This is a genomic window from Streptomyces sp. NPDC045967 (assembly GCF_056430495.1).
Genome location: NZ_JBWKLE010000001.1, coordinates 271754 through 289346 on the forward strand (window position 1 = coordinate 271754; position 17593 = coordinate 289346).

20 protein-coding genes are annotated in these 17593 nt (G+C 72.4%); 14 read left to right on the forward strand and 6 right to left on the reverse strand.

Annotated elements, in window-relative coordinates; genetic code table 11:
* Positions 1 to 45: 45 nt before the first annotated feature.
* Positions 46 to 375, forward strand: coding sequence for a divalent-cation tolerance protein CutA (cutA, locus tag AC07FY_RS01405; protein WP_478998975.1), 330 nt, complete (start codon positions 46 to 48; stop codon positions 373 to 375).
* Here the strand turns inward: cutA and AC07FY_RS01410 are convergent.
* A complete protein-coding gene (locus tag AC07FY_RS01410; protein ID WP_478998977.1) occupies positions 372 to 1679 on the reverse strand; it encodes an XRE family transcriptional regulator in 1308 nt (435 codons plus the stop codon). The two genes, cutA and AC07FY_RS01410, sit on opposite strands and share 4 nt — an antisense overlap.
* A 241-nt stretch (positions 1680 to 1920) precedes the next feature.
* Here AC07FY_RS01410 and AC07FY_RS01415 point away from each other — a divergent pair, with 241 nt between their 5' ends.
* The 7 genes from AC07FY_RS01415 (at position 1921) to AC07FY_RS01445 (ending at position 6609) form a co-directional block, all read left to right on the forward strand.
* Positions 1921 to 2445: a hypothetical protein gene (locus tag AC07FY_RS01415; RefSeq protein WP_478998979.1), complete on the forward strand. Its 525-nt coding sequence runs from the start codon at positions 1921 to 1923 to the stop codon at positions 2443 to 2445.
* The gene (locus AC07FY_RS01420) at positions 2442 to 2987 is read left to right on the forward strand and encodes a hypothetical protein (RefSeq protein ID WP_478998981.1); all 546 of its coding nucleotides are present in this window, start codon (positions 2442 to 2444) and stop codon (positions 2985 to 2987) included. Before AC07FY_RS01415 ends, AC07FY_RS01420 begins: the two co-directional genes overlap by 4 nt.
* Before the next feature lie 115 nt (positions 2988 to 3102).
* Positions 3103 to 3312, forward strand: a complete 210-nt coding sequence (locus tag AC07FY_RS01425; protein ID WP_478998983.1) for a hypothetical protein — start codon at positions 3103 to 3105, stop codon at positions 3310 to 3312.
* A gap of 154 nt (positions 3313 to 3466) precedes the next feature.
* Positions 3467 to 4582 carry a radical SAM/SPASM domain-containing protein gene (locus tag AC07FY_RS01430; RefSeq protein ID WP_478998985.1) on the forward strand — a complete coding sequence of 372 codons (1116 nt, stop codon included), beginning with the start codon at positions 3467 to 3469 and terminating at the stop codon, positions 4580 to 4582.
* Positions 4579 to 5349 (forward strand): dTMP kinase, encoded by a 771-nt coding sequence (tmk, locus tag AC07FY_RS01435; RefSeq protein WP_478998987.1) that lies wholly within the window; start codon positions 4579 to 4581, stop codon positions 5347 to 5349. Before AC07FY_RS01430 ends, tmk begins: the two co-directional genes overlap by 4 nt.
* A complete protein-coding gene (locus AC07FY_RS01440; RefSeq protein WP_478999809.1) occupies positions 5294 to 6007 on the forward strand; it encodes an exonuclease/endonuclease/phosphatase family protein in 714 nt (237 codons plus the stop codon). Before tmk ends, AC07FY_RS01440 begins: the two co-directional genes overlap by 56 nt.
* Before the next feature lie 29 nt (positions 6008 to 6036).
* On the forward strand, positions 6037 to 6609 hold the full coding sequence (locus AC07FY_RS01445) for a MazG-like family protein (RefSeq protein WP_478998989.1): 573 nt from the start codon (positions 6037 to 6039) through the stop codon (positions 6607 to 6609).
* A gap of 1 nt (position 6610) precedes the next feature.
* On the opposite strand, the gene AC07FY_RS01450 is transcribed toward AC07FY_RS01445, so the two are convergent.
* Both AC07FY_RS01450 and AC07FY_RS01455 read right to left on the reverse strand, forming a co-directional pair.
* Complete coding sequence (locus tag AC07FY_RS01450; protein ID WP_478998991.1) at positions 6611 to 7291, reverse strand: pentapeptide repeat-containing protein; 681 nt, start codon at positions 7289 to 7291, stop codon at positions 6611 to 6613.
* Between the two features lie 316 nt (positions 7292 to 7607).
* On the reverse strand, positions 7608 to 7862 hold the full coding sequence (locus tag AC07FY_RS01455; protein WP_478998993.1) for a DNA-binding protein: 255 nt from the start codon (positions 7860 to 7862) through the stop codon (positions 7608 to 7610).
* Between the two features lie 102 nt (positions 7863 to 7964).
* Between AC07FY_RS01455 and AC07FY_RS01460 the strand changes: the two genes are divergently transcribed.
* The 4 genes from AC07FY_RS01460 to AC07FY_RS01475 all read left to right on the forward strand — a co-directional run bounded on the left by AC07FY_RS01460 (position 7965) and on the right by AC07FY_RS01475 (position 12301).
* Positions 7965 to 8546, forward strand: a complete 582-nt coding sequence (locus AC07FY_RS01460) for a helix-turn-helix domain-containing protein (protein WP_478998995.1) — start codon at positions 7965 to 7967, stop codon at positions 8544 to 8546.
* A gap of 67 nt (positions 8547 to 8613) precedes the next feature.
* Complete coding sequence (locus tag AC07FY_RS01465) at positions 8614 to 10257, forward strand: site-specific integrase (protein ID WP_478998997.1); 1644 nt, start codon at positions 8614 to 8616, stop codon at positions 10255 to 10257.
* A gap of 449 nt (positions 10258 to 10706) precedes the next feature.
* Positions 10707 to 11768, forward strand: a complete 1062-nt coding sequence (locus tag AC07FY_RS01470; protein ID WP_478998999.1) for a hypothetical protein — start codon at positions 10707 to 10709, stop codon at positions 11766 to 11768.
* 182 nt (positions 11769 to 11950) lie between these two features.
* Positions 11951 to 12301, forward strand: coding sequence for a hypothetical protein (locus tag AC07FY_RS01475; protein WP_478999001.1), 351 nt, complete (start codon positions 11951 to 11953; stop codon positions 12299 to 12301).
* A 26-nt stretch (positions 12302 to 12327) separates the two neighbouring features.
* On the opposite strand, the gene AC07FY_RS01480 is transcribed toward AC07FY_RS01475, so the two are convergent.
* On the reverse strand, positions 12328 to 13509 hold the full coding sequence (locus tag AC07FY_RS01480; RefSeq protein WP_478999003.1) for a carboxylate-amine ligase: 1182 nt from the start codon (positions 13507 to 13509) through the stop codon (positions 12328 to 12330).
* Between the two features lie 216 nt (positions 13510 to 13725).
* On the opposite strand from AC07FY_RS01480, the gene AC07FY_RS01485 reads away from it, so the two are divergent.
* Positions 13726 to 14988 carry an MFS transporter gene (locus AC07FY_RS01485; RefSeq protein WP_478999005.1) on the forward strand — a complete coding sequence of 421 codons (1263 nt, stop codon included), beginning with the start codon at positions 13726 to 13728 and terminating at the stop codon, positions 14986 to 14988.
* Here the strand turns inward: AC07FY_RS01485 and AC07FY_RS01490 are convergent.
* The gene (locus AC07FY_RS01490) at positions 14974 to 16329 is read right to left on the reverse strand and encodes a carboxyl transferase domain-containing protein (RefSeq protein ID WP_478999007.1); all 1356 of its coding nucleotides are present in this window, start codon (positions 16327 to 16329) and stop codon (positions 14974 to 14976) included. The two genes, AC07FY_RS01485 and AC07FY_RS01490, sit on opposite strands and share 15 nt — an antisense overlap.
* A gap of 21 nt (positions 16330 to 16350) precedes the next feature.
* The gene (locus AC07FY_RS01495; RefSeq protein WP_478999009.1) at positions 16351 to 17025 is read right to left on the reverse strand and encodes a hypothetical protein; all 675 of its coding nucleotides are present in this window, start codon (positions 17023 to 17025) and stop codon (positions 16351 to 16353) included.
* A 69-nt stretch (positions 17026 to 17094) separates the two neighbouring features.
* On the opposite strand from AC07FY_RS01495, the gene AC07FY_RS01500 reads away from it, so the two are divergent.
* Positions 17095 to 17532 carry an Lrp/AsnC family transcriptional regulator gene (locus AC07FY_RS01500; protein ID WP_478999010.1) on the forward strand — a complete coding sequence of 146 codons (438 nt, stop codon included), beginning with the start codon at positions 17095 to 17097 and terminating at the stop codon, positions 17530 to 17532.
* Positions 17533 to 17593: the final 61 nt, after the last annotated feature.

Genomic DNA, 17593 nt, shown 5'->3' on the forward strand with positions numbered 1-17593 from the left:
AAGTGATCTAGTGGCAGCCGGGGCCGCGTGGCTAGGCTCCCGGCCATGAGCGAATACGTGCAGGTATCGACCGCCACGCCCACCGAGGACCAGGCCGTGGCCCTGGCCGGCTCCGCGGTTAAGGCCCGGCTCGCCGCTGGGGCCCAGGTCATCGGACCCGTCACCAGCGTGTTCTGGCACCTCGGGGAGTACGGCACCGGCCAGGAGTACAAAGTCCTCCTCTCGACCACGGCGGAGCGGTACCCCGAGCTGGAGGCGCACCTCCTGGCGGAGCACCCGTGGGATAACCCGGAGCTGACCGCCGTGCCGATCACGGCCGGCTCCGCGGGGGCCCTGGAGTGGATCCGAGGCTCCGTGAGCCCGCAGCAGGACTAGGGGGCCACGCGCTCGAGGACTGCCCGCACGACGGGGAGTTGCCCGTGGGGGCGCAGGCTCTCCAGGACGGGCGCAAGGCGCTGCATGGGACGGATGGACGCGACGCCCGTGGCGAGGTCCAGGGCTCGGTCCGTTGTCACTGCGGCCTGCTCCACCTCCCCGGCCGTGAGGAATGCCTCCGCGAGCCAGGAGAGATAGAGGGCCTTGTCACGTGCGTACTCGTCCGGGTAGCGGCTGAGTGCGTCCGTGAGCGCGGGGACGGCGCGGAGCGGGCGGGCAAGCTCCGTCCAGCAGCGCCCCGTCATGATGCCCAGCTCGGTCTGGTCCACCCAGACGGACCAGTCCGGTTGCGGCTCCCCGTCCTGGGCCGTCTCCAGTGCCTCCCGGGCGGAGTCGAGCGCGGCCTCCGTCCCGGAGGCCTTCCCGTCCACCGCGCAGGCCCACGCGAGGCGTTCGTAGAGCAGGGCCCGGACGGTGGCCGGCGTGCGGTCCGTGATGGTGGCGCAGGAGTCGTGAGCGAAGGTGACCGCCGTACGCCGGTCGTGCGCGAGGGCGCCGTACGCCAGGAAGGCCAGGGAGTTACCGAAGAGGTCGGCGTCACCGGCCTCCTGGGCATAGGCGCGGCTCTCCTCGTAGAGGGAGGCCGCCTCCTTCCCACGGCCTCCGTCGAAGGCCGCCCATCCCGCCTGCTGGGCCTGCTCGGCCAGGAGGGCCGTGAGCCGGCGGCGGACGTCTTCCCCAGCGAAGGAGCCGCGCTGCAGGACGGCCTTCGTGCGCTGCACCTCCCCGAGAAAGACCCGGTAGGTGTCGCCACCGCCGAGGATGTCATCCAGGCGCCGGAGGCGGGCGGTGCGCTCCCGGAGGCGGTCTACGTAAGAGTCCGTGATGCGGGCCGGCGGAGCGGCGTGGTGGAGGGCGGGGAGGGCGGCGGCGAGGCCACTCGCGGTGGCCACCTGGAGAACGGTACGGCGGTGCATGGTCGGTCCAGTCCAGTCCTGCGGAGCAGGAGCGAGGTCCGCCTCCCACGGTCGGGGAGCGAGACCGACCATGTGGCCCGGCACCCGTAAGGCGTCCGCGATCTGAACGATTTTGCCGAAGCTGCTGATCCGGCCCAGGCCGCGCGCGAGCGTGCCCACCCGCTCCGGCTTGATGTCGCACTCGACGGCGATCCGGGAGTAGCTGATCCCGGCCCGTTGACGCGCGAGTCGGAACACGGTGCCGAAATCGTGGGTGGACAACGCTCGTTGCATGGCGTCGTCGTCCAGGAGGTCACGCGGGAGCGCGGTCGGAGGCTGAAAGCTCATCGGCGGTCTCTTCCTGCCTTGCAAGGCTGCACGCCTGCTCTACGGCGTGTGTACCCATCATGGGGATACCCGGCATGAGGACGCGCGGTGTTCGCCGGAACTCCACCCTCTACGACGAGGCCCCGGGCGCAGTGGTGTGCCGCCCCGGGGCGTGGACGACTGTTGAGGAGTCGCCGTGCACGAGGGTACCCAACTGCCCGTGGGGGGCAGGCAAGTTGCTCGCAGAACGATGCCTCGGCCGGTGGAGGCCGCCCCGGGGGTGCTGGTGCACCCGCGCAGCGACCGGGAGCTGGCCGCCTCCTCGTGGCTGGTCCTGGCGGCGCGTAGCGCCGAGGAGGCCCGCTGGCAGTGGGAGACCTATCGGGTGGCTCTGCTCCGGTGCGGGAGCCTGTTCTCCGTCGTACGCATCCCGGCGGACCTGGTCTATGCGGCGGCCGGCACCGAGGAACTGGAGCAGGTCCGGGCCTTCCTCGCCGAGGTCCTGGACGGCGGACCGATCTTTCATGACGCCGGTGGCCGACAGTTTTACGCCCTAACCCCGGCGAGTGCTCCGCGCCACTGGCGCCTCACGGTCGCGGAGTGCTTGGACAGCGACACCTTCCTAGGCGTGCCGGCCACAAACCTGCATGAGTTCGACCCCCGCTATCCGGCCTACTGGGTGCTCCCCATGGACGGCCCCGGCGCCCTGTGCGCGCCGGACGATGTCGCCGGCCTGGTCCTCGCCGGCCACCGCGTGGCCATGAAGGAAGCGGAGGCGGGCCGGTGACCGTTCTCTCCGCGCGCTACGCCCCGCCGGGGCCGGAGTTCATGGACCGCGTCTCCGTGGCGGCCTGGGTGGAGCGCGGGCTCCTCGGCCCCGAGGCCCACGTGTTGCTCACCCCCGCTCGGCCGCGGCTGGCCGAGAGCGTGGAGCACTACCGGCCCGGGCTCCTCGGCATCGCCCGCGGCCTCGGCCTGGGACGGCCGGATGAGCCGTACCGGCTCGGCCTCGGCCTCGTCCTGGTCCGGGGCATCGCGTGCCTCGACTATGGGCACCGCGCCGCCATGCTGAACGTGCCCTACCCGCCGACCTGGTACAGCACGGCCCAGCGGTGGGGGCGCGTCAACGTGGCCGTGGGCCTGGCCCGGCGCGAGCTCGGCGGCGGCGTGGTCGCGGTCCACCGATACCTGGCCGACATGGCCGAGGCCGGGGAGCTGTGGACCGGCGTGACCGCCTGGCGGCGCACGCTGCTCAACACTGTCCGCCCGATCGACCTCCGTGCGGAGGCGGCCTGGGCCGGGCTCGTTGGGGCGGAGGCCGGCCGGTGATGCTCCCCGACGACTGGGCCCGCCGCGACCCGCGGGCCGTGCGGCGCCGACACGTGATCGGGTACCTGGTCGTGCTGGTCGGCCTCATCTGCGCCCTGGCCTACGGGATCTTTCGGTGAGGCTCCCCGACCCACCGGACACCGGGCGCCGGATGGTGTGGGTCATCGGCCAGTGCTGGAGGTGCGACACCGCCGGCGTCCCGGTCATGTGGCTCGGCCCGGTCCACAGCGAGGACCACGGCGCCGGCCCTTTCCACGCCTGCGAGCCGTGCATCCGGCGCCTGGAGGCCCTGGTGGCCGAGTACGGCGCCGGACGAGACACCTGAGACTTCCGCCCCGGGCGGGGACCCTTCCCCGCGCGCCTGGTACCGGCTCACGCCGGGCGCACCCGAGGGCGGCGCCGCTCCTGCTGTGACGGGCAGGACGGCCAACCCCGGCCCAAGGCGGGCCGGGCACCATCCACCCACGAGGGAGACCGCTTTGAGCGCGCGCCCCATCCTGAACGGCGGCCAGGCCGCCTCCTGCTACTTCCGCACGACCGTGGACGCACCCCACCGGAAGGCGCTCGTACAGATCTGCGAGCCGTGCAACGCCCGCTGTGACCACTGCTTCGTGGTCGCCACGAAGCGTGGCAACTACATGCCGGTGGACGACATCCGTGACCGCCTGGTGCCGCAGCTCACCGAGGCCCGCGTCACGAAGGTCACGATCACCGGCGGGGAGCCGATGATGCACCCGGACCTCCTGGAGATCGTCGCCCACTTCCGCGCGGCCGGCATGTCGGTGGGCGTGTGCACCAACGGCACGATGTGCTCCGACGAGACGATCGCCGCCCTGGCGGAGATGGACGTCCACATGAACGTGTCGCTGGACGGCTTCGCGCCGGAGTCGCACGACACCTTCCGCAAGCTCGAAGGGTGCTTCGCGGAGACCGTGGACACCATCAAGCGGTTCGCCCGCGCCGGCATCCTCCAGGGCCTCCTGTGCACGCCGAACAGCCTGGCCCAGGACCGGGAGTACCGGGAGCTGGTCCAGTTCGCCCGGGAGCAGGGCGCCACGTACGTCCTCATGAACCCGCTCGGCTCGATGGGCCGGGGAGCGTCGAAGAAGGCGCAGGGCAAGCTCCGCACGCCGGACGACCGGATGCGGGACATCGCCGCCATGACGGCGGAGGTGGCCGGCCCGCTGGAGATGGTCAACATCCGGTTCCCGAACGAGGAGGGCAAGCCCCTGGCCGGGTGCGAGGCCGGGAACATCATCTACGTGTTCACGGATGGCGGGGTGGCGATCTGCCCGTACCTGGTGTTCGCCGCCCGCACGATCGCCTCCCAGCACCCGGACACCGACTTCCTCGTGGGCAACGTGTGGCAGCACGACGACATCGCGGCCCGCCTGGACGCGTACGGGAAGTTCTCCGACCGGTGGGACCTCGGCGGGAACCCGACGTGCGGCGCGTGCTCCCTGTCCTCCTCGTGCGGGAAGGGCTGTCCGGCCGCCGTGGTGGCCGCCGGCGAGCGGATCGGCGCGGTGGACACCGAGCAGTGCCCGGTGGTGCCGCCCCAGACCCGCGTCCTTCCTCTGGTCGGTGTCTCGTGACCGGGCGCCGCGGCCTCCTGGTCGCTATCGAGGGGCCGGGCGGGGTCGGGAAGTCAACCGTCACGGATCTCGTCGCCCAGCTCCTCGAGGCGGAGGGCGTGCCGGTGCTCGCGACCCGGGAGCCCACGGACACCACCCTGGGCAACCTCGCGAGGCACGGCACGGACGACTACCAGGGCGAGGTCATGGCGTGCCTGATCGCCGCCGACCGCTTCAAGCACGGCGAGGAGATCCGGCCCGCCCTGGAGCGCGGGGACGTCGTGGTCTGTGACCGGTACATCGCCAGTAGCCTCGCGCTCCAGTGCATGGACGGCGTGGACCGCGAGTTCGTGTGGCTCCTCAACGAGCGGCAGATCCAACCGGACCTGACCGTGTTGGTGACCGGTCACCCGGAAGTGATCGAGGCCCGGCTCACCGCGCGGGGCGCGCACTCGCGGTACGAACGCGCGGACGGCTCCAGCCGCGTGGAATGCGCCTACTTCGCCGAGGCCGCTAAGTTCCTACGCGGCAGGGGACATCGCGTCCTGGACGTGGACGCCACCGAGACGCCGGCCGAAGAGGTCGCCCGCACGATCGTCACCGCGATCACCCGACTCCGGAAGGACCAACCGCACCATGCTGGACGTGCTCACGTTCAACCTCAACAATCCGTCCCGGGAGCGCGCGGAGAAGCAGCTCCGCTACCTGGCGGGTCGGCCGGAGTCGGTGCTGGTGCTGACCGAGACGGCGCGCAGCGCGGGGTGCGAGTTCCTGGCGGAGCGGTTTGAGGCGGCCGGGTACTCGGTGACATTCCCTCGGCCCGAGCAGCGCGGTGAACGAGGCGCGATGATCGTCAGCCGCCTGGAGACCTCGCCGCTGGAAACCGGGGTGTCCTACCTCCCGCACCGGGCGGTCGGAGTCACCGTGAACAGTCACGAGGGGCCGGTCGATGTCATCGGCCTGTATGTGCCCTCGCGGAACGCCACGGAAGTGAAGACGGAGCGGAAGCGGAATTTCTTGCAGGAGTGCCGCTACAAGCTCCCCCATGGCGAGGGCGACGCGATGCGGCTCGTGCTCGGCGACTACAACGTGGTGGAGCCGGGGCACGTCCCGCGCTACCGGTTCTTCAGCCCGTTCGAGTACGAGTTCTACAACTGGTTCGGGGCGGCTGGCTACGAGGACGCGTTCCGGCGCCTGCACCCGAAGGAACTGGATTACTCATGGGTGGGCCGGACCGGCGACGGCTACCGATACGACCACGCCCACGTCTCCGGCCACCTCGCGGACCGCCTGACCGCCTGCTCGTACGTCCACGAGCCACGCACGATGCTGGACCGGCTCACGGACCACTCCGCCCTGACGGTTGCCCTGGCGCTCACCGCCAGGGTGCCGCTGGACGTGACCGACCCGGCCGCCGTGGAGCTCGCGGCGCCGGCGCTGTTCTGACCCCGCACGACCCGCCCGAGGAGGACGGCATGAAGGTACACACCTGGGACCAGGTGACGAGGCTGCGGACGTGGCTCGACACGGACGCGGCCCCGACGTCAGTGGAGGACGCCCGGCTCCTACGCGTGCTCAAGATCAGTGAGGAGCTGGGGGAGGTCGCGGAGGCCCTGCACGGGGCGCTCGGCGCCAACCCGAGGAAGGGCGCGTCACATGGGTGGGGGGACGTGGCGAAGGAGCTCGCGGACGTCATGGTGACCGCTGCGGTCGCCCTGGACACCGTGAGCGGGGACGGCGCGAAGGTGGTGGAGACCCTACTCCAGGACCGCACGGTGGAGGAGCCGGCGGCGGCCGGGGACATCCGGCTCCTCCAGGTCCTCGCGATCAGCGAGGACATGGGGCAGCTCGCCACCGCCGTGTACGGCGCGCTCGGCACCGGCCCGCGCGGCGAGGTAGCCGAGGTGACGCACACCTGGGAGGACGTGGAGACGCGTCTCGCCGGGCTCATCCTCACGGCCGCGGACGCGCTGGATGACCTCACCGGCGACGCCTGGGACACGGTGGACGAGCGGCTGCGCTTCCTCGTGGAGCGGGTCGCGGCCTGAGCTACGGCTCCATCCGGATGCCGGCGTCCCGTGCGAGGGCCTGGGCGAGTTCCATCGCGCCGGGCCCTTGCACCGTCGCCCCGGAGAGGTAAGTACCGCCCCCGATGTCGACCAAGGTGCAGTTCTCGAACCGGATGCGCTGCACCTTGACGTGGGCGAACTGGACGCCGGTCAGGTTGCAGCCGGTGAACCGCACGTCGCGGAGTTCGGCCCACTGGAAGTCAGCTTGGGTCAGGTTGCAGCCGGCGAAGACGACGCTCTTGAACTTCGAGTGCCGCCACAGCGACATGTCGCTGCGGCAGTTGTCGAAGCGGACGTCGGCGAAGTGGGACTTCGACCACGAAGCGCCGGTGACGCGGCTCGTGGAGACGGCCGTGCGGACGAATGAGGTGTCCTCGGCCCGGAGCTGGGCGAAGTCGCAGGTCTCGAACGAGGTGTCCGCGAACATCACCTGCCGCGTGCGGGTGCCAGTGAAGCGCGCGTTGTCGAAGCGGGCCTGTTCGACCTCCACCAGCTCCAGGTGCTGGCCGGCGAAGACAGCCCCGGCGTACTCGACGCCCCGGATCATCGCGTCCTCGACCAGGCCGTCATCCGGCATCCGCGCGGGCCGCAGCGTGACCGCCTTGTTGCGCGGGGCGGTGGGATTGCGGGGGTGGAGGGCAGCGGCGGTCGCGGGAGGCATGGCGCCGGAGCCTAGCAGCGGGGGAGGCCTTCCTATGTGAGGAGCGTGGGCCTCGATACCAATGTTGCCTCTTGGGCTAATCGCGCGCGTTCGATCACGGTAGACAAGACGGAGGCACCCTTTCCGGCCAGGTCCGGAAGGGGTGCTGAGCCGTCGCCTCTGGGGAGGGTGGCGGCTCTGCGGGCAACTGTGCTCCGCAAGCTGGTGGGTCCGCGGGGCGGGGGCCTGAACCTCGGCCGACCCGGGCCCGGACACACCACCGCCCCGGCGACCAGGTGACTGGTGCCGGGGCGGTGGTTGCCCGCCGCGTGGGGGGTTACGCGGCGGGCGCGGCGGCGTTCTCCTGCGGGGGGGAGAGCTGGAGAACGCGAAGCATGTCGGCCGTCACGACCCGGAACAGTCGTCCGGTGCGGATGACCTTGCACGGGAAGTCGTCGGTGCGGGCGAGGGAGTAGGCGGTGGTGCGTCCGATCCCGAAGGCACGACCGGCGGTCTCCAGGTCGATGGTGGGGGGGAGGTCCAGGAGGTCGCGGGTGGTCACGGCCTGTGCGGGCGCTGCGGTCTGGGTCATATCGGCGCAACTCCGGGTCAGAATCAGGGCCTGCTGTGTCCTTCTGACGCACTGTACGACATGGGTTGATACGGCACAACACCCTCTGTACTTTGGGTCATCGTGGAGCAACTGGAGTGGTCGGCCCGAGTCAGCAAGACGATCGCGCAGGAGGTGCGTCGGCACCGCACGGCCCGGCGCCTGAGCGCGCAGCAGCTCGCGGACGCGTGCGAGCGACTGGGGGGAAACCTCCCACGGACCGTGATCTCCAACATCGAGAACGGGCGACGCGGCAACGTCACCGTGGCCGAGGTGATGATCCTCGCCGCTGCACTCGAGGTGCCGCCGGCCGCCCTGGTCTTCCCCGTCGGGTACGAAGCTGAGGTCGAGCACCTGCCCGGCAAGGCGGCCACGCCCCTGGAGGCAGCCGACTGGTGGAACGGGGAGCGGGCCGACGAGGAATGGGCCCTGACCCTGCTCCGCAAGCACCGCCGCCTGGAGTCCCAGATCCGGCGGCTCTACAAGCAGATCTGGGAGACGGCCATCGCGGATTACCGGTGGCACGGGGAGCCGGGAGGCCCGGAGGCCAGCGCGGCCCGGGAGGTCGCGGAGGAGCTGACCCGCGACCTCCACGAGCTGCGCGACGAGATCGCCGGCCGCGGCCTGGTCCTGCCCCCGCTCAGCGGGCTGGACCGACCGGCCTAGCGTCCAGGCGGGGACGGCCCGCCACGTTCGGGCGCGGGACGCGCCTGGGTCCTACGGAGGGATAGCCATGCCCGGAGCACGGCGTGCCGGCGGCATCACCAAGCGGTGCGAGTGCCGCGACGAGGCAGGGAAACGGCTCGGCACGAAGTGCCCGCAGCTGTCGAAGAGGGCGCACGGCAGCCACCAGTTGAGGCAGGAGCTGCCGCCGGATGACAAGGGCACCCGGCGGACGTTCCGGCGGACCGGGTACGCCCAAGTGAAGGACGCCCAGAGCGACCTGGACAAGATCCGCGCGATCCTCGACCTCGCGGAGGACGACGAGGACGCGGCTCGCCGGGTGGGTGACCTCCTGGTGGCCGTCATGCGGGACCGGGAGCCGATCCCGGATACCGCCGACGTGAAGCGGCGCCTGGCAGGCGGCGTGCCCATGGACGTCTCCCTGACCGTAGGGGACTGGCTCCAGACATGGGTGGAGTCGAAGAAGACGAAGCGCACCACCACCGCCGGCTACCGGTCGCACATCCGCGTCCACCTGAAACCGGGCGTCGGCCACTACCGGCTGGACCGCTTCAACGTGGCCCACTGCCAAGCGTTCTTCGACGGGATCACCGAGCAGAACGAGACGATCACCGCGGAGAACGCCGCGCGCCGGGAGCAGGAGGCCCGGTGCAAGTGGGGGAAGAACTCCCGGCCGCCGGCCGCCGAGTCCGCGCGCCTGGCCGTGGAGCGGGAGAAGTTGGCGGCGATGCCGCCGTACCGGCTCATCACGGGGCCGGCGACGAAGCAGCGCATCCGGGCGACGCTCCGGACGGCGCTGAACGCCGCGATCCGCCGGCAGTACATCACGTTCAACCCGGCTGCCTGGGTGGAGCTGGAGTCCGGGAAGCGCCCGAAAGCCGTGCTGTGGCTGGACCGGCACGTGGAGCACTGGCGGAAGACGGGCGAGAAACCGAGCGCCGTCATGGTCTGGACGCCGGCGCAGATCGGCGCCTTCCTCGACGCCGCGGAGGAGTCCCGGCTCTACGCGTTCTTTCACCTCATCGCCTTCCGGGGCCTTCGCCGCGGGGAGGGCGTGGGCCAGGACGAGCGGAACGTGGACCTGGAGGCCGGCGCCATCACCATCGCGGCGGAGATCGTGGTGGACAACTGGGAGGTGTTCGAGGACACGCCGAAAACGGACGGCAGCGCGGCGACGATCGCCCTGGACTCCCTCAACGTGGCCGTCCTGCGGGAGCACCGCCGGCGGAAGGCCGCCGAGCGGGAGGCCTGGAACATCCAGGCCGCGAAGGACCGGGCGGAGGGGAAGGACACCCGGGACTGGCAGGAGACCGGGAAGGAGTTCGTGGACGTTGACGGCTCCTGGCTCCACCCGGAGAAGGTGTCCGACGAGTTCCGCCGGATCTGCCGGCGGGCCGACCTCCCGCCGATCAACCTCCGGGATCTCCGGCACTGCGCGGCCACCCTCATCCACGGCGGCGGCGGTGACCTCCACGCGGTGAAGGAGACGCTGCGGCACTCCTCCATCCAGCTCGCCGGCGACACGTACACGTCTCTGCTGACGCAGGTTGACCAGGAGATCGCGGAGCGCGCGGCCGGGCTCGTACCGCGGGCGCGCAGACCCCTGGACCCGCCCGTGGAGGAGCCGCCGGCGGCGCCCGCCGAGGAGGCCGGGGACGGTCCGGAGGGCTCGCCCGCGGGCCCGGGCGAGTAGGGTCGTGGGTGTCGCCGGAGGGGGGTATCCGTGCAGGTCGCGTGGGGTCTCTGCTCGCCCCGTGCTCGCCCGAACTTCCCGTAATGGAGTGTCACGGAGTAACACGAGCCGACATGGAGGCGGAGGCGGGCTCCCGGGGAACGGGCCCGTGACCAGCACTTACCGGCAGTGGCTAACATGAGGTGTCACGAGCCGACATGAGGGGGAGTCACCCGGCAGGGGACTCATAATCCGTCGGCCGTGGGTTCGAGTCCCACCCGCCCCACCACGTCGCGAGCTTGCAGGAACGTTCTGGCCTGCAGCTTTGCGACTCTGAACCCGCCTGGAACCGGGCTTGTCCCGGCTCATGGCCTCACGAGTGCCTCTCTGATACTCCAGGGGACGCGCCAGGGGGCGGATTCCCGCCCGTTACGGGTGGGTGGTTTCGTCCCGCGCCCCTGATCTGCGAGGTGGACGGTCCCGGCCAGCGCAAGCGGGACCTCATGGGCTGGTACGCCGACACCCTGAGCGGAGTGGTGAGCCACGCGGCCGAGGTCGATGCCGCTGCCGTACGCGCTTTGCGCGGCAGCCACGGTGCGGATCCGTACAACGCCGGCCATGGGACATACGCCTCCCTCGACGAGGACATGTTCCCCCGGGCGCTGAAACTGGCCGCACTCGGTGAGGAGGCCAACGCCGAGCAGCGCAAGGAGCTGCAGCGGCTCTGGCAGTCCCTTGGGCCCGAGGCCCGGTCCCAGCTGTGGAGCCGGCACCGGGACGACCTCCTGGCGGCCGGCCTGCTCCGGCCCCAAGTCAAGCAGGTTGCCGCGGACGACGGCGCTGGACCGTATGACGTCAAATCGCCAGGAGTATCGGACTACTGGAAGGAGATTCAGGCCAACGGCATCTCCAACTCCGGCGATGTGATCGGCAAGACCGACGCGGCCCGACACATGGATCACTACCTCAACGGCAGCGGCAAGACGCTCGATCTGGACGTCGATCGCATGCTGGCGGACGACCCGGCGCTTCGAGACGAGGTGGCACGGATCCGGGCCGCGGAGCAGGACGAGTGGCGGCAGCAGGCACTGGAAGCCTTTGAGAAGTCAGGGGGCAAGCCCGTTGCCGTCCCCGTGGAATCGAGTAGTAGCGGATACCAACACGAACTGGGGCCGGACGGCACGAACAACTGGTACCTGGCCGTGGGCAGCGGCATGACCAACACGACCGGGGTGGTCACGGCCGTCCCCGGACCCGACGGGAAGCCGCAGGTCAGCATCGACTACCAGGTCAACGTGTGGGACCGCTACAACTGGGACCCGGGCAAGGCGACGCCGATCGGACCGACCACCGTCACCGACGCCGACATGGCCCGTATGCACACGACAGGACTGGCCAGGGAGTTCGACATGCGAGGAAGCAGTTCGGTACAGCGGCACGACCTGTCGGCCGGAGGATCCTGGCCCGCACCCGAGGCCACCGGGCGGGACGGCACCCGCACGGACATCGGCCGTAACTCGGCCGCCCGATGATCCGCGCGCGACGCCCTGGACGCGCTCCGGCGCTCGCTGTGGCAGCGGTGCTGCTCGGTGGGCTTGGCGCCGGATGCTCCGGGGCATCCGATGCTACGAGCGGCAGGGAAGGCGGCCGCTCGGCGAAGACGGGGCCCTCTGGGTGGGAAGAGGGCGCCACGGCGGACTCCGTCGCCCGAACCTTGCAGGTACAGGTTCCCTCGACAGCCACGCAAATCGGGGCAGCGCACCGCAGGGGCTTCCAAGACGACGGGCTGATCCTGTCCTTCGTCCTGCCGGCGGACGCCGTGGACCCCTTCCTCACCCAGCTGAATCCGGAGCGGCCTCTCATGCTGCGCGAGCAGCCCTTCGCAGCGGAGGCGACACCGGCCACGCCGTTCGCACGCCTGGGACTCCCGGAACCGGATTCCCTCCCCAAGGTCAGGGAGGGACAGGTGTGCGCTCCCTGCAAGGGCGAGTTGAACTGGCTCAAGGTGGCAGTGGTACAGATCGACGAACGGAGCAGCCGGGTCTATCTGAGAGGGGTCGACTGACGCGTCACGTCTCCGTCGGCCGTGGGCTAAAAGTCCTCCGTTTCGTCCGTGAGGTGGCGCAGGACGTCCGTCAGGTCCTGGCGGCGGGCGAACGCGGCGCGTTGGCGGTGGGCGCCGGAGCCGTCGCGCAGCAGATCCGCCAGGGTCTTGGCCGCGTGGTCGAGGTCGCCCGAGGCGGCCAGGGCCGGGGCCACCAGGTCCAGGAGGGCCTCCGCGAGGCCGGCCGCCGGGAGTTCGGCTCCGGTGTACGGGTCGAGGCCGAAGCCCTCCAGGCCGTCGTGGGCCGCCCGCCAGCGCGCGAGGCGCAGTACGTCGTCCCGTACGGGTGGATCGGGCCGCTGCTCCGCGATCTCGCGCAGCGCCGTGGAGACCAGGGCCCGGACCAGCTCGGCCTGGAGGACGGCCGTGTCGAGGCGCGGGGACATGTCGAACGCCCGGATCTCGAGCGTCGGCCAGTGCCCCGAGGGCCGCAGGTCCCAATAGACCATCTTCGTGTCGAGTGCCGCGCCCGAGTCGAGCAGCGTCTGCACCGAGCGCCGGAAGTGCGCCGTGGACGCGAAGTGCGGCGGCAGCCCCGCCGAGGGCCAGCCCGCCCAGGCCATCGCCCGCCAGCTCGCGTGGCCCGTGTCGCGGCCGCCCCAGAACGGCGAGTTGGCGGCCAGCGCGATCAGGGTCGGCAGCCACGGCCTGACCCGGTTGGACACCGCGACCGCCGTGTCCACGTCGAGGGTGCCCACGTGGATGTGGCGGCCGCAGGTCACCAGGGTGTCGGTCAGCGCGCCGAAGCGGCGGTGCTGCTCCCGCTGGCGCGGCTCGTCGTCGGTCAGGTGCAGCGGCCCCTCCACGGCCACCACCGGCGAGGGGGCGGCCAGCAGGCGGCAGCCGTGGGCGCGGGCGGCCCGCCCGAGGGTGCGCCGCAGGGTGGCCAGCTCCTCGCGCAGCGCGGCCGCCGACCGGGCGATCGGGGTGGAGATCTCCACCTGGTAGCGGGTGCCCTCGGGGTGCAGCTCGCCCGGCAGGCCGGCGGCCGTGGCGAGGACGAGCGGGGCGGCCGGGACCAGCCGGAGGGTGCGGGCGTCTACGAGGAGGAACTCCTCCTCGACGCCGACGGTGAGGGGCGCGGTGGGGTGCGCCGCCTGCCGTCCGGTGCCGGTGCCGGTGCCGGTGCCGGTGCCGGTGCTCGTGGTGCTGGTGCCAGGTTCGATCACTGCGCCTCCCTGGACATACGAGTCTTTTCATCATGAGCCGAGCACCGGGGGAGGAGCGCACGCCGATTCGGTCAAAAAGCAAGCGATAGTGGCGATTTACCGGCAAGAAGCGGTCCGGAATGGGGCCGCGGTTCCGGGTGGGGTGACTGGTGCCGGTGGGGTGGGCCCCGGCGGAAATCCCCGGGGGAGGCCGCCGGCCGCCGGTTATCATCCGCTGTGACCCCCACCGCCGCCCCCGATCGCCCGCAGCGGCGCATATTCGCCGACCTCACCCCCCTGCGCACCTCCCGCGACTACCGGCGGCTGTGGGTCGGCGGGACCATCTCCTGGGTGGGCCAGGCGATGACGGCCCTCGCGATCTCGCTCCAGGTCTACGACATCACCCGGTCCAGCTTCGCCGTCGGCCTGGTCGGTCTGTTCTCCCTCGTCCCGCTCGTCGCCTTCGGGCTCTACGGCGGGGCCATCGCCGACACCGTCGACCGCCGCACGCTCGGCCTCTACAGCTCGCTGGGCGCCGCGGCGCTGTCGATCGCGCTGGCCGCCGCCGCGCTCCTGGACTACCACCGCGTGTGGTTCCTGTACGCCGTCGTCGCCCTCCAGGCGGTGTGCGGGGCGCTCTCCGGGCCGGCCAGGGCCGCCATGATCCCGCGGCTGCTGCCGGCCGGGCAGCTGCCCGCCGCCAACGCGCTGAACTCCGTGACGATGACCTCGGGGACGATGGCGGGCCCAATGCTGGGCGGGCTGATCGTCGGCTGGTGGGGGTACCAGGCGGCGTACCTGATCGACGCCGTCACCTTCCTCGCCGCCCTCTACGCGATGTGGCGGCTGCCGTCCATGAAGCCCGACCGCGCGGAGGGAACGCGGGGGCGGGCCTCCGTCGCCGACGGCCTGCGCTTCCTCGGAACCCGGCCCAACGTCCGGATGACCTTCTTCACCGACATGGCCGCCATGGTGCTGGCGCACCCGCGGGCGCTCTTCCCGGCCGTCGCCGTGCTCTGGTACGGCGGCGACGCCAAGACGGTCGGCCTGCTGGTGGCCGCGCCCGCCGTCGGCGCGCTGCTCGGCGGGTTGTTCTCCGGCTGGCAGGGCCGCATCCGCCGGCACGGGCTGGCGATCCTGTGCGCCGTCGGCACCTGGGGGCTGGCCATCGCGGTCTTCGGGCTCACCCGGAACCTGTGGCTCGGGCTGTTCTTCCTGGCCCTGGCCGGGTGCGCGGACACCGTCTCGATGGTGTTCCGGACCACCATGCTCCAGGCCGGCACCCCGGACGAGATGCGCGGCCGCCTCCAGGGCGTCTTCATCGTGGTCGTCGCGGGCGGGCCCAGGCTCGGGGACTTCCTCGCCGGATCGGCCGCGGACCTGGCCTCCCCGGCGGTGGCGATCACCGGCGGCGGCCTCGCCTGCGTCCTCGTCCTGGGCCTCCTCGCCCTGCGGTGGCGGGGCTTCGCCCACTACGACGCGCGCTCACCCCAGGCGTGACGGCGGGGGAGTGACGATTCCGCGGGCCACCCCCAGGTCCACCAGGTCCTGGGGGCGGACGCGGAGCTGGTCCGCGGTGGCGGGGGCCTGCTCCGCAGGGCGCTTGAGGATGGCCGCCGCCAGTTCCGGGGCGATGACCGAGAAGTAGCTGTCCGGGGTGACCCAGGTGTTCCCCGGCGCGGCCAGGGCGAGGGCGCCGCCCGAGCCGCCCTCGCCGATCAGCAGGGTGGTGACGGGGACGGCGGCCTCGGCCAGCGCCGCGAAGGCGTCCGCGATGGCCGCGCCCGCGCCCGCGTGTTCGGCGGCGGCGTCGTTGGCGGCGCCCGGGGTGTCCACGAGGGTGAGCACGGGGACGCCGAGCCGGTCCGCGAGGCGGATGAGGCGGGCGGCCGTGCGGTATCCCGCCGGGCGGGTGGCGGTGCCGCACTGGGCGGCGTACGCCACGGCACGGCCCTCCCGCAGCCCGAATCCGCACAGCACGCCCGGGTCCCTGCCGCCCGCCCGGTCCCCGGACAGGGGCAGCCGCAGCGCGAAGTAGGCGTCCAGGTACGCCTCCGCGCGCGGCCGGTCCGGATGCCGGGCCCGCAGGACCGCGTCCCAGCCGGTGGCGGGCTCCGCGACGCCGGCCAGCGCGGCCGGCGGCTCGACAGGACCGTCGGCGCGGGGCGCGGTCAGGACGCGGAGCCAGTCGGACAGGGTCCCGGGGAGCTCGGCCGGGGGCACGACGGCGTCCACGTGACCGGCCGCGAACTGGCCCTCGGCGCAGTAGGCGGCCGGGTCCGCGTCGGGCGGCCGCACCCGGGAGCCGGCGAAGCCGACCTGGGCTCCGGGCAGTGCGAGGACCACGTCCGCCCCCGCGCCGAGCGTGGCCCAGCCGCCGCCGGTGGTCGGATCGCGCAGCACGGCGATCTGGGGGAGCCCGGCGGCCCGGGTCAGGACGCTCTGCCGGGCCACGCGCTGGAGCTGGGTCAGCGCGAGCATGCCCTCCTGCATGCGGGAGCCGCCGGTGGCGATGAGGGAGACCAGGGGGAGGCGCCAGGTGCGGGCGTGGGTGTACGCGGCTTCGAGCCGGTCTCCGGTGCGCTGCCCGAGCGAGCCGCCGAGGAAGCCGAACTCGAAGGAGACGACCACGGCTTCGCGGCCGCCGATACGGGCGGTGCCGGTGACGACCGACTCCCGCTCACCGGTCCTGGCCTCGGCGCGGGCGCGCGCATCGTCGTAGCCGGTCCAGGCCAGGGGCCCGTCGGCGGGCGAGTTCCGTGGCGGCGAGGGGAGTTCGGTGAAACTGCCGGGGTCGGTCACGGAGGCGATGGCCGCGCGGGCCGAGGGGCGGTTCGTCACGGGGTCACCCTAGGTGGTGCCTCACGGCAGGGGCAGGGCGATCCTCAGGGCGTACGCGGCGACCAGGCCGTAGCCGAGCCGAAAGGTCCAGGCGCGGGCGGCGCCGGAGATCCGGCTCCCGGCGAGGGAGCCGAGCGCGACGAGGGTCTGCTGCCACAGGAGCGAGGCGGCGCCGACGCCGGCGAGGAAGGCCGCCCCGGCCGTGCCGCTGCCGAGGGCCGCGCCCTGCGCGGTCGTCAGCGCAGCGAAGTACAGGGCGGTGGTCGGGTTGACCGCGGTGAGGCCGGCGTACCGGGCGAAGGCACGGCCCGGCCGGGGGTGGGAGCCGGCCGCGTTTGCGGGGCCTGCTCCGGGCCCGTCTCCGGCGCCGGTTCCGTGCGCCGCGGCCCGGACCGGGGGCGCGGCGCCGCGGGACCTCGCCAGGCCGTGGGCCGCGATGGCCAGCAGGATCAGCGCCGAGGCCAGCCGGACCCAGGGCTCCACCGGGGAGACCCGGGAGGCCACCCAGGGTCCCAGGGCCGTGGCCAGGGCCGCGTACCCGAAGTCGACCGCGGCGACGCCGGCGGCGGCGGCCATCGCGGTCCGGCGGTGGCGCATCGCCTCCTGGAGCAGCAGCACGCTCATCGCACCCATCGGCATCGCCACGCCCAGGCCCGCCGCCGCCCCGGCCAGGGCCGGCGTCATCAGTTCGTCCATGGGGGGAGCGTCCGGCCCGTGAACCGCCGAACGGGCGCGGATATCGGCCCGGACTGCGAGAATCGCGGTATGGACCGCCTCGACAGGGAAATCCTCGGCATCCTCCAGCAGGATGCGCGGATCTCGTACCGCGACCTCGGCGTCCGCGTCGGCCTCAGCGCCAACGCCACCGCCGACCGGGTGCGCCGGATGCGCCGAGACGGCGTGATCCGGGCCTTCACGGTGGTGGTGGATCCGGCCGCCGACACCGCGGGCGGGCTGGTGGTGTTCATCGATGTGACCCTGCGCCAGGACACCACCAACGAGGAGTTCGAGCGGCAGGCCGCCCGGCTCTCCGGGATCACCGAGGTGGTCCACGTGACGGGGGAGCACGACTACCTCGTACGCGCCCGCGCCGCCGATCCCGCCGCCCTGGACACCCTGCTGCGCCGCCTGAAACGCGAGGCGGGCGTCGCCCAGTCCCACACCCGCATCGCCCTCCGCGCCGCCAGGCCGTCCCTGCCGTAGACGGTGTCCCGCACGGTCCCCGCCCGGCACCGGGGAGGTCGCGCGGCGGGCCGGGGATCTC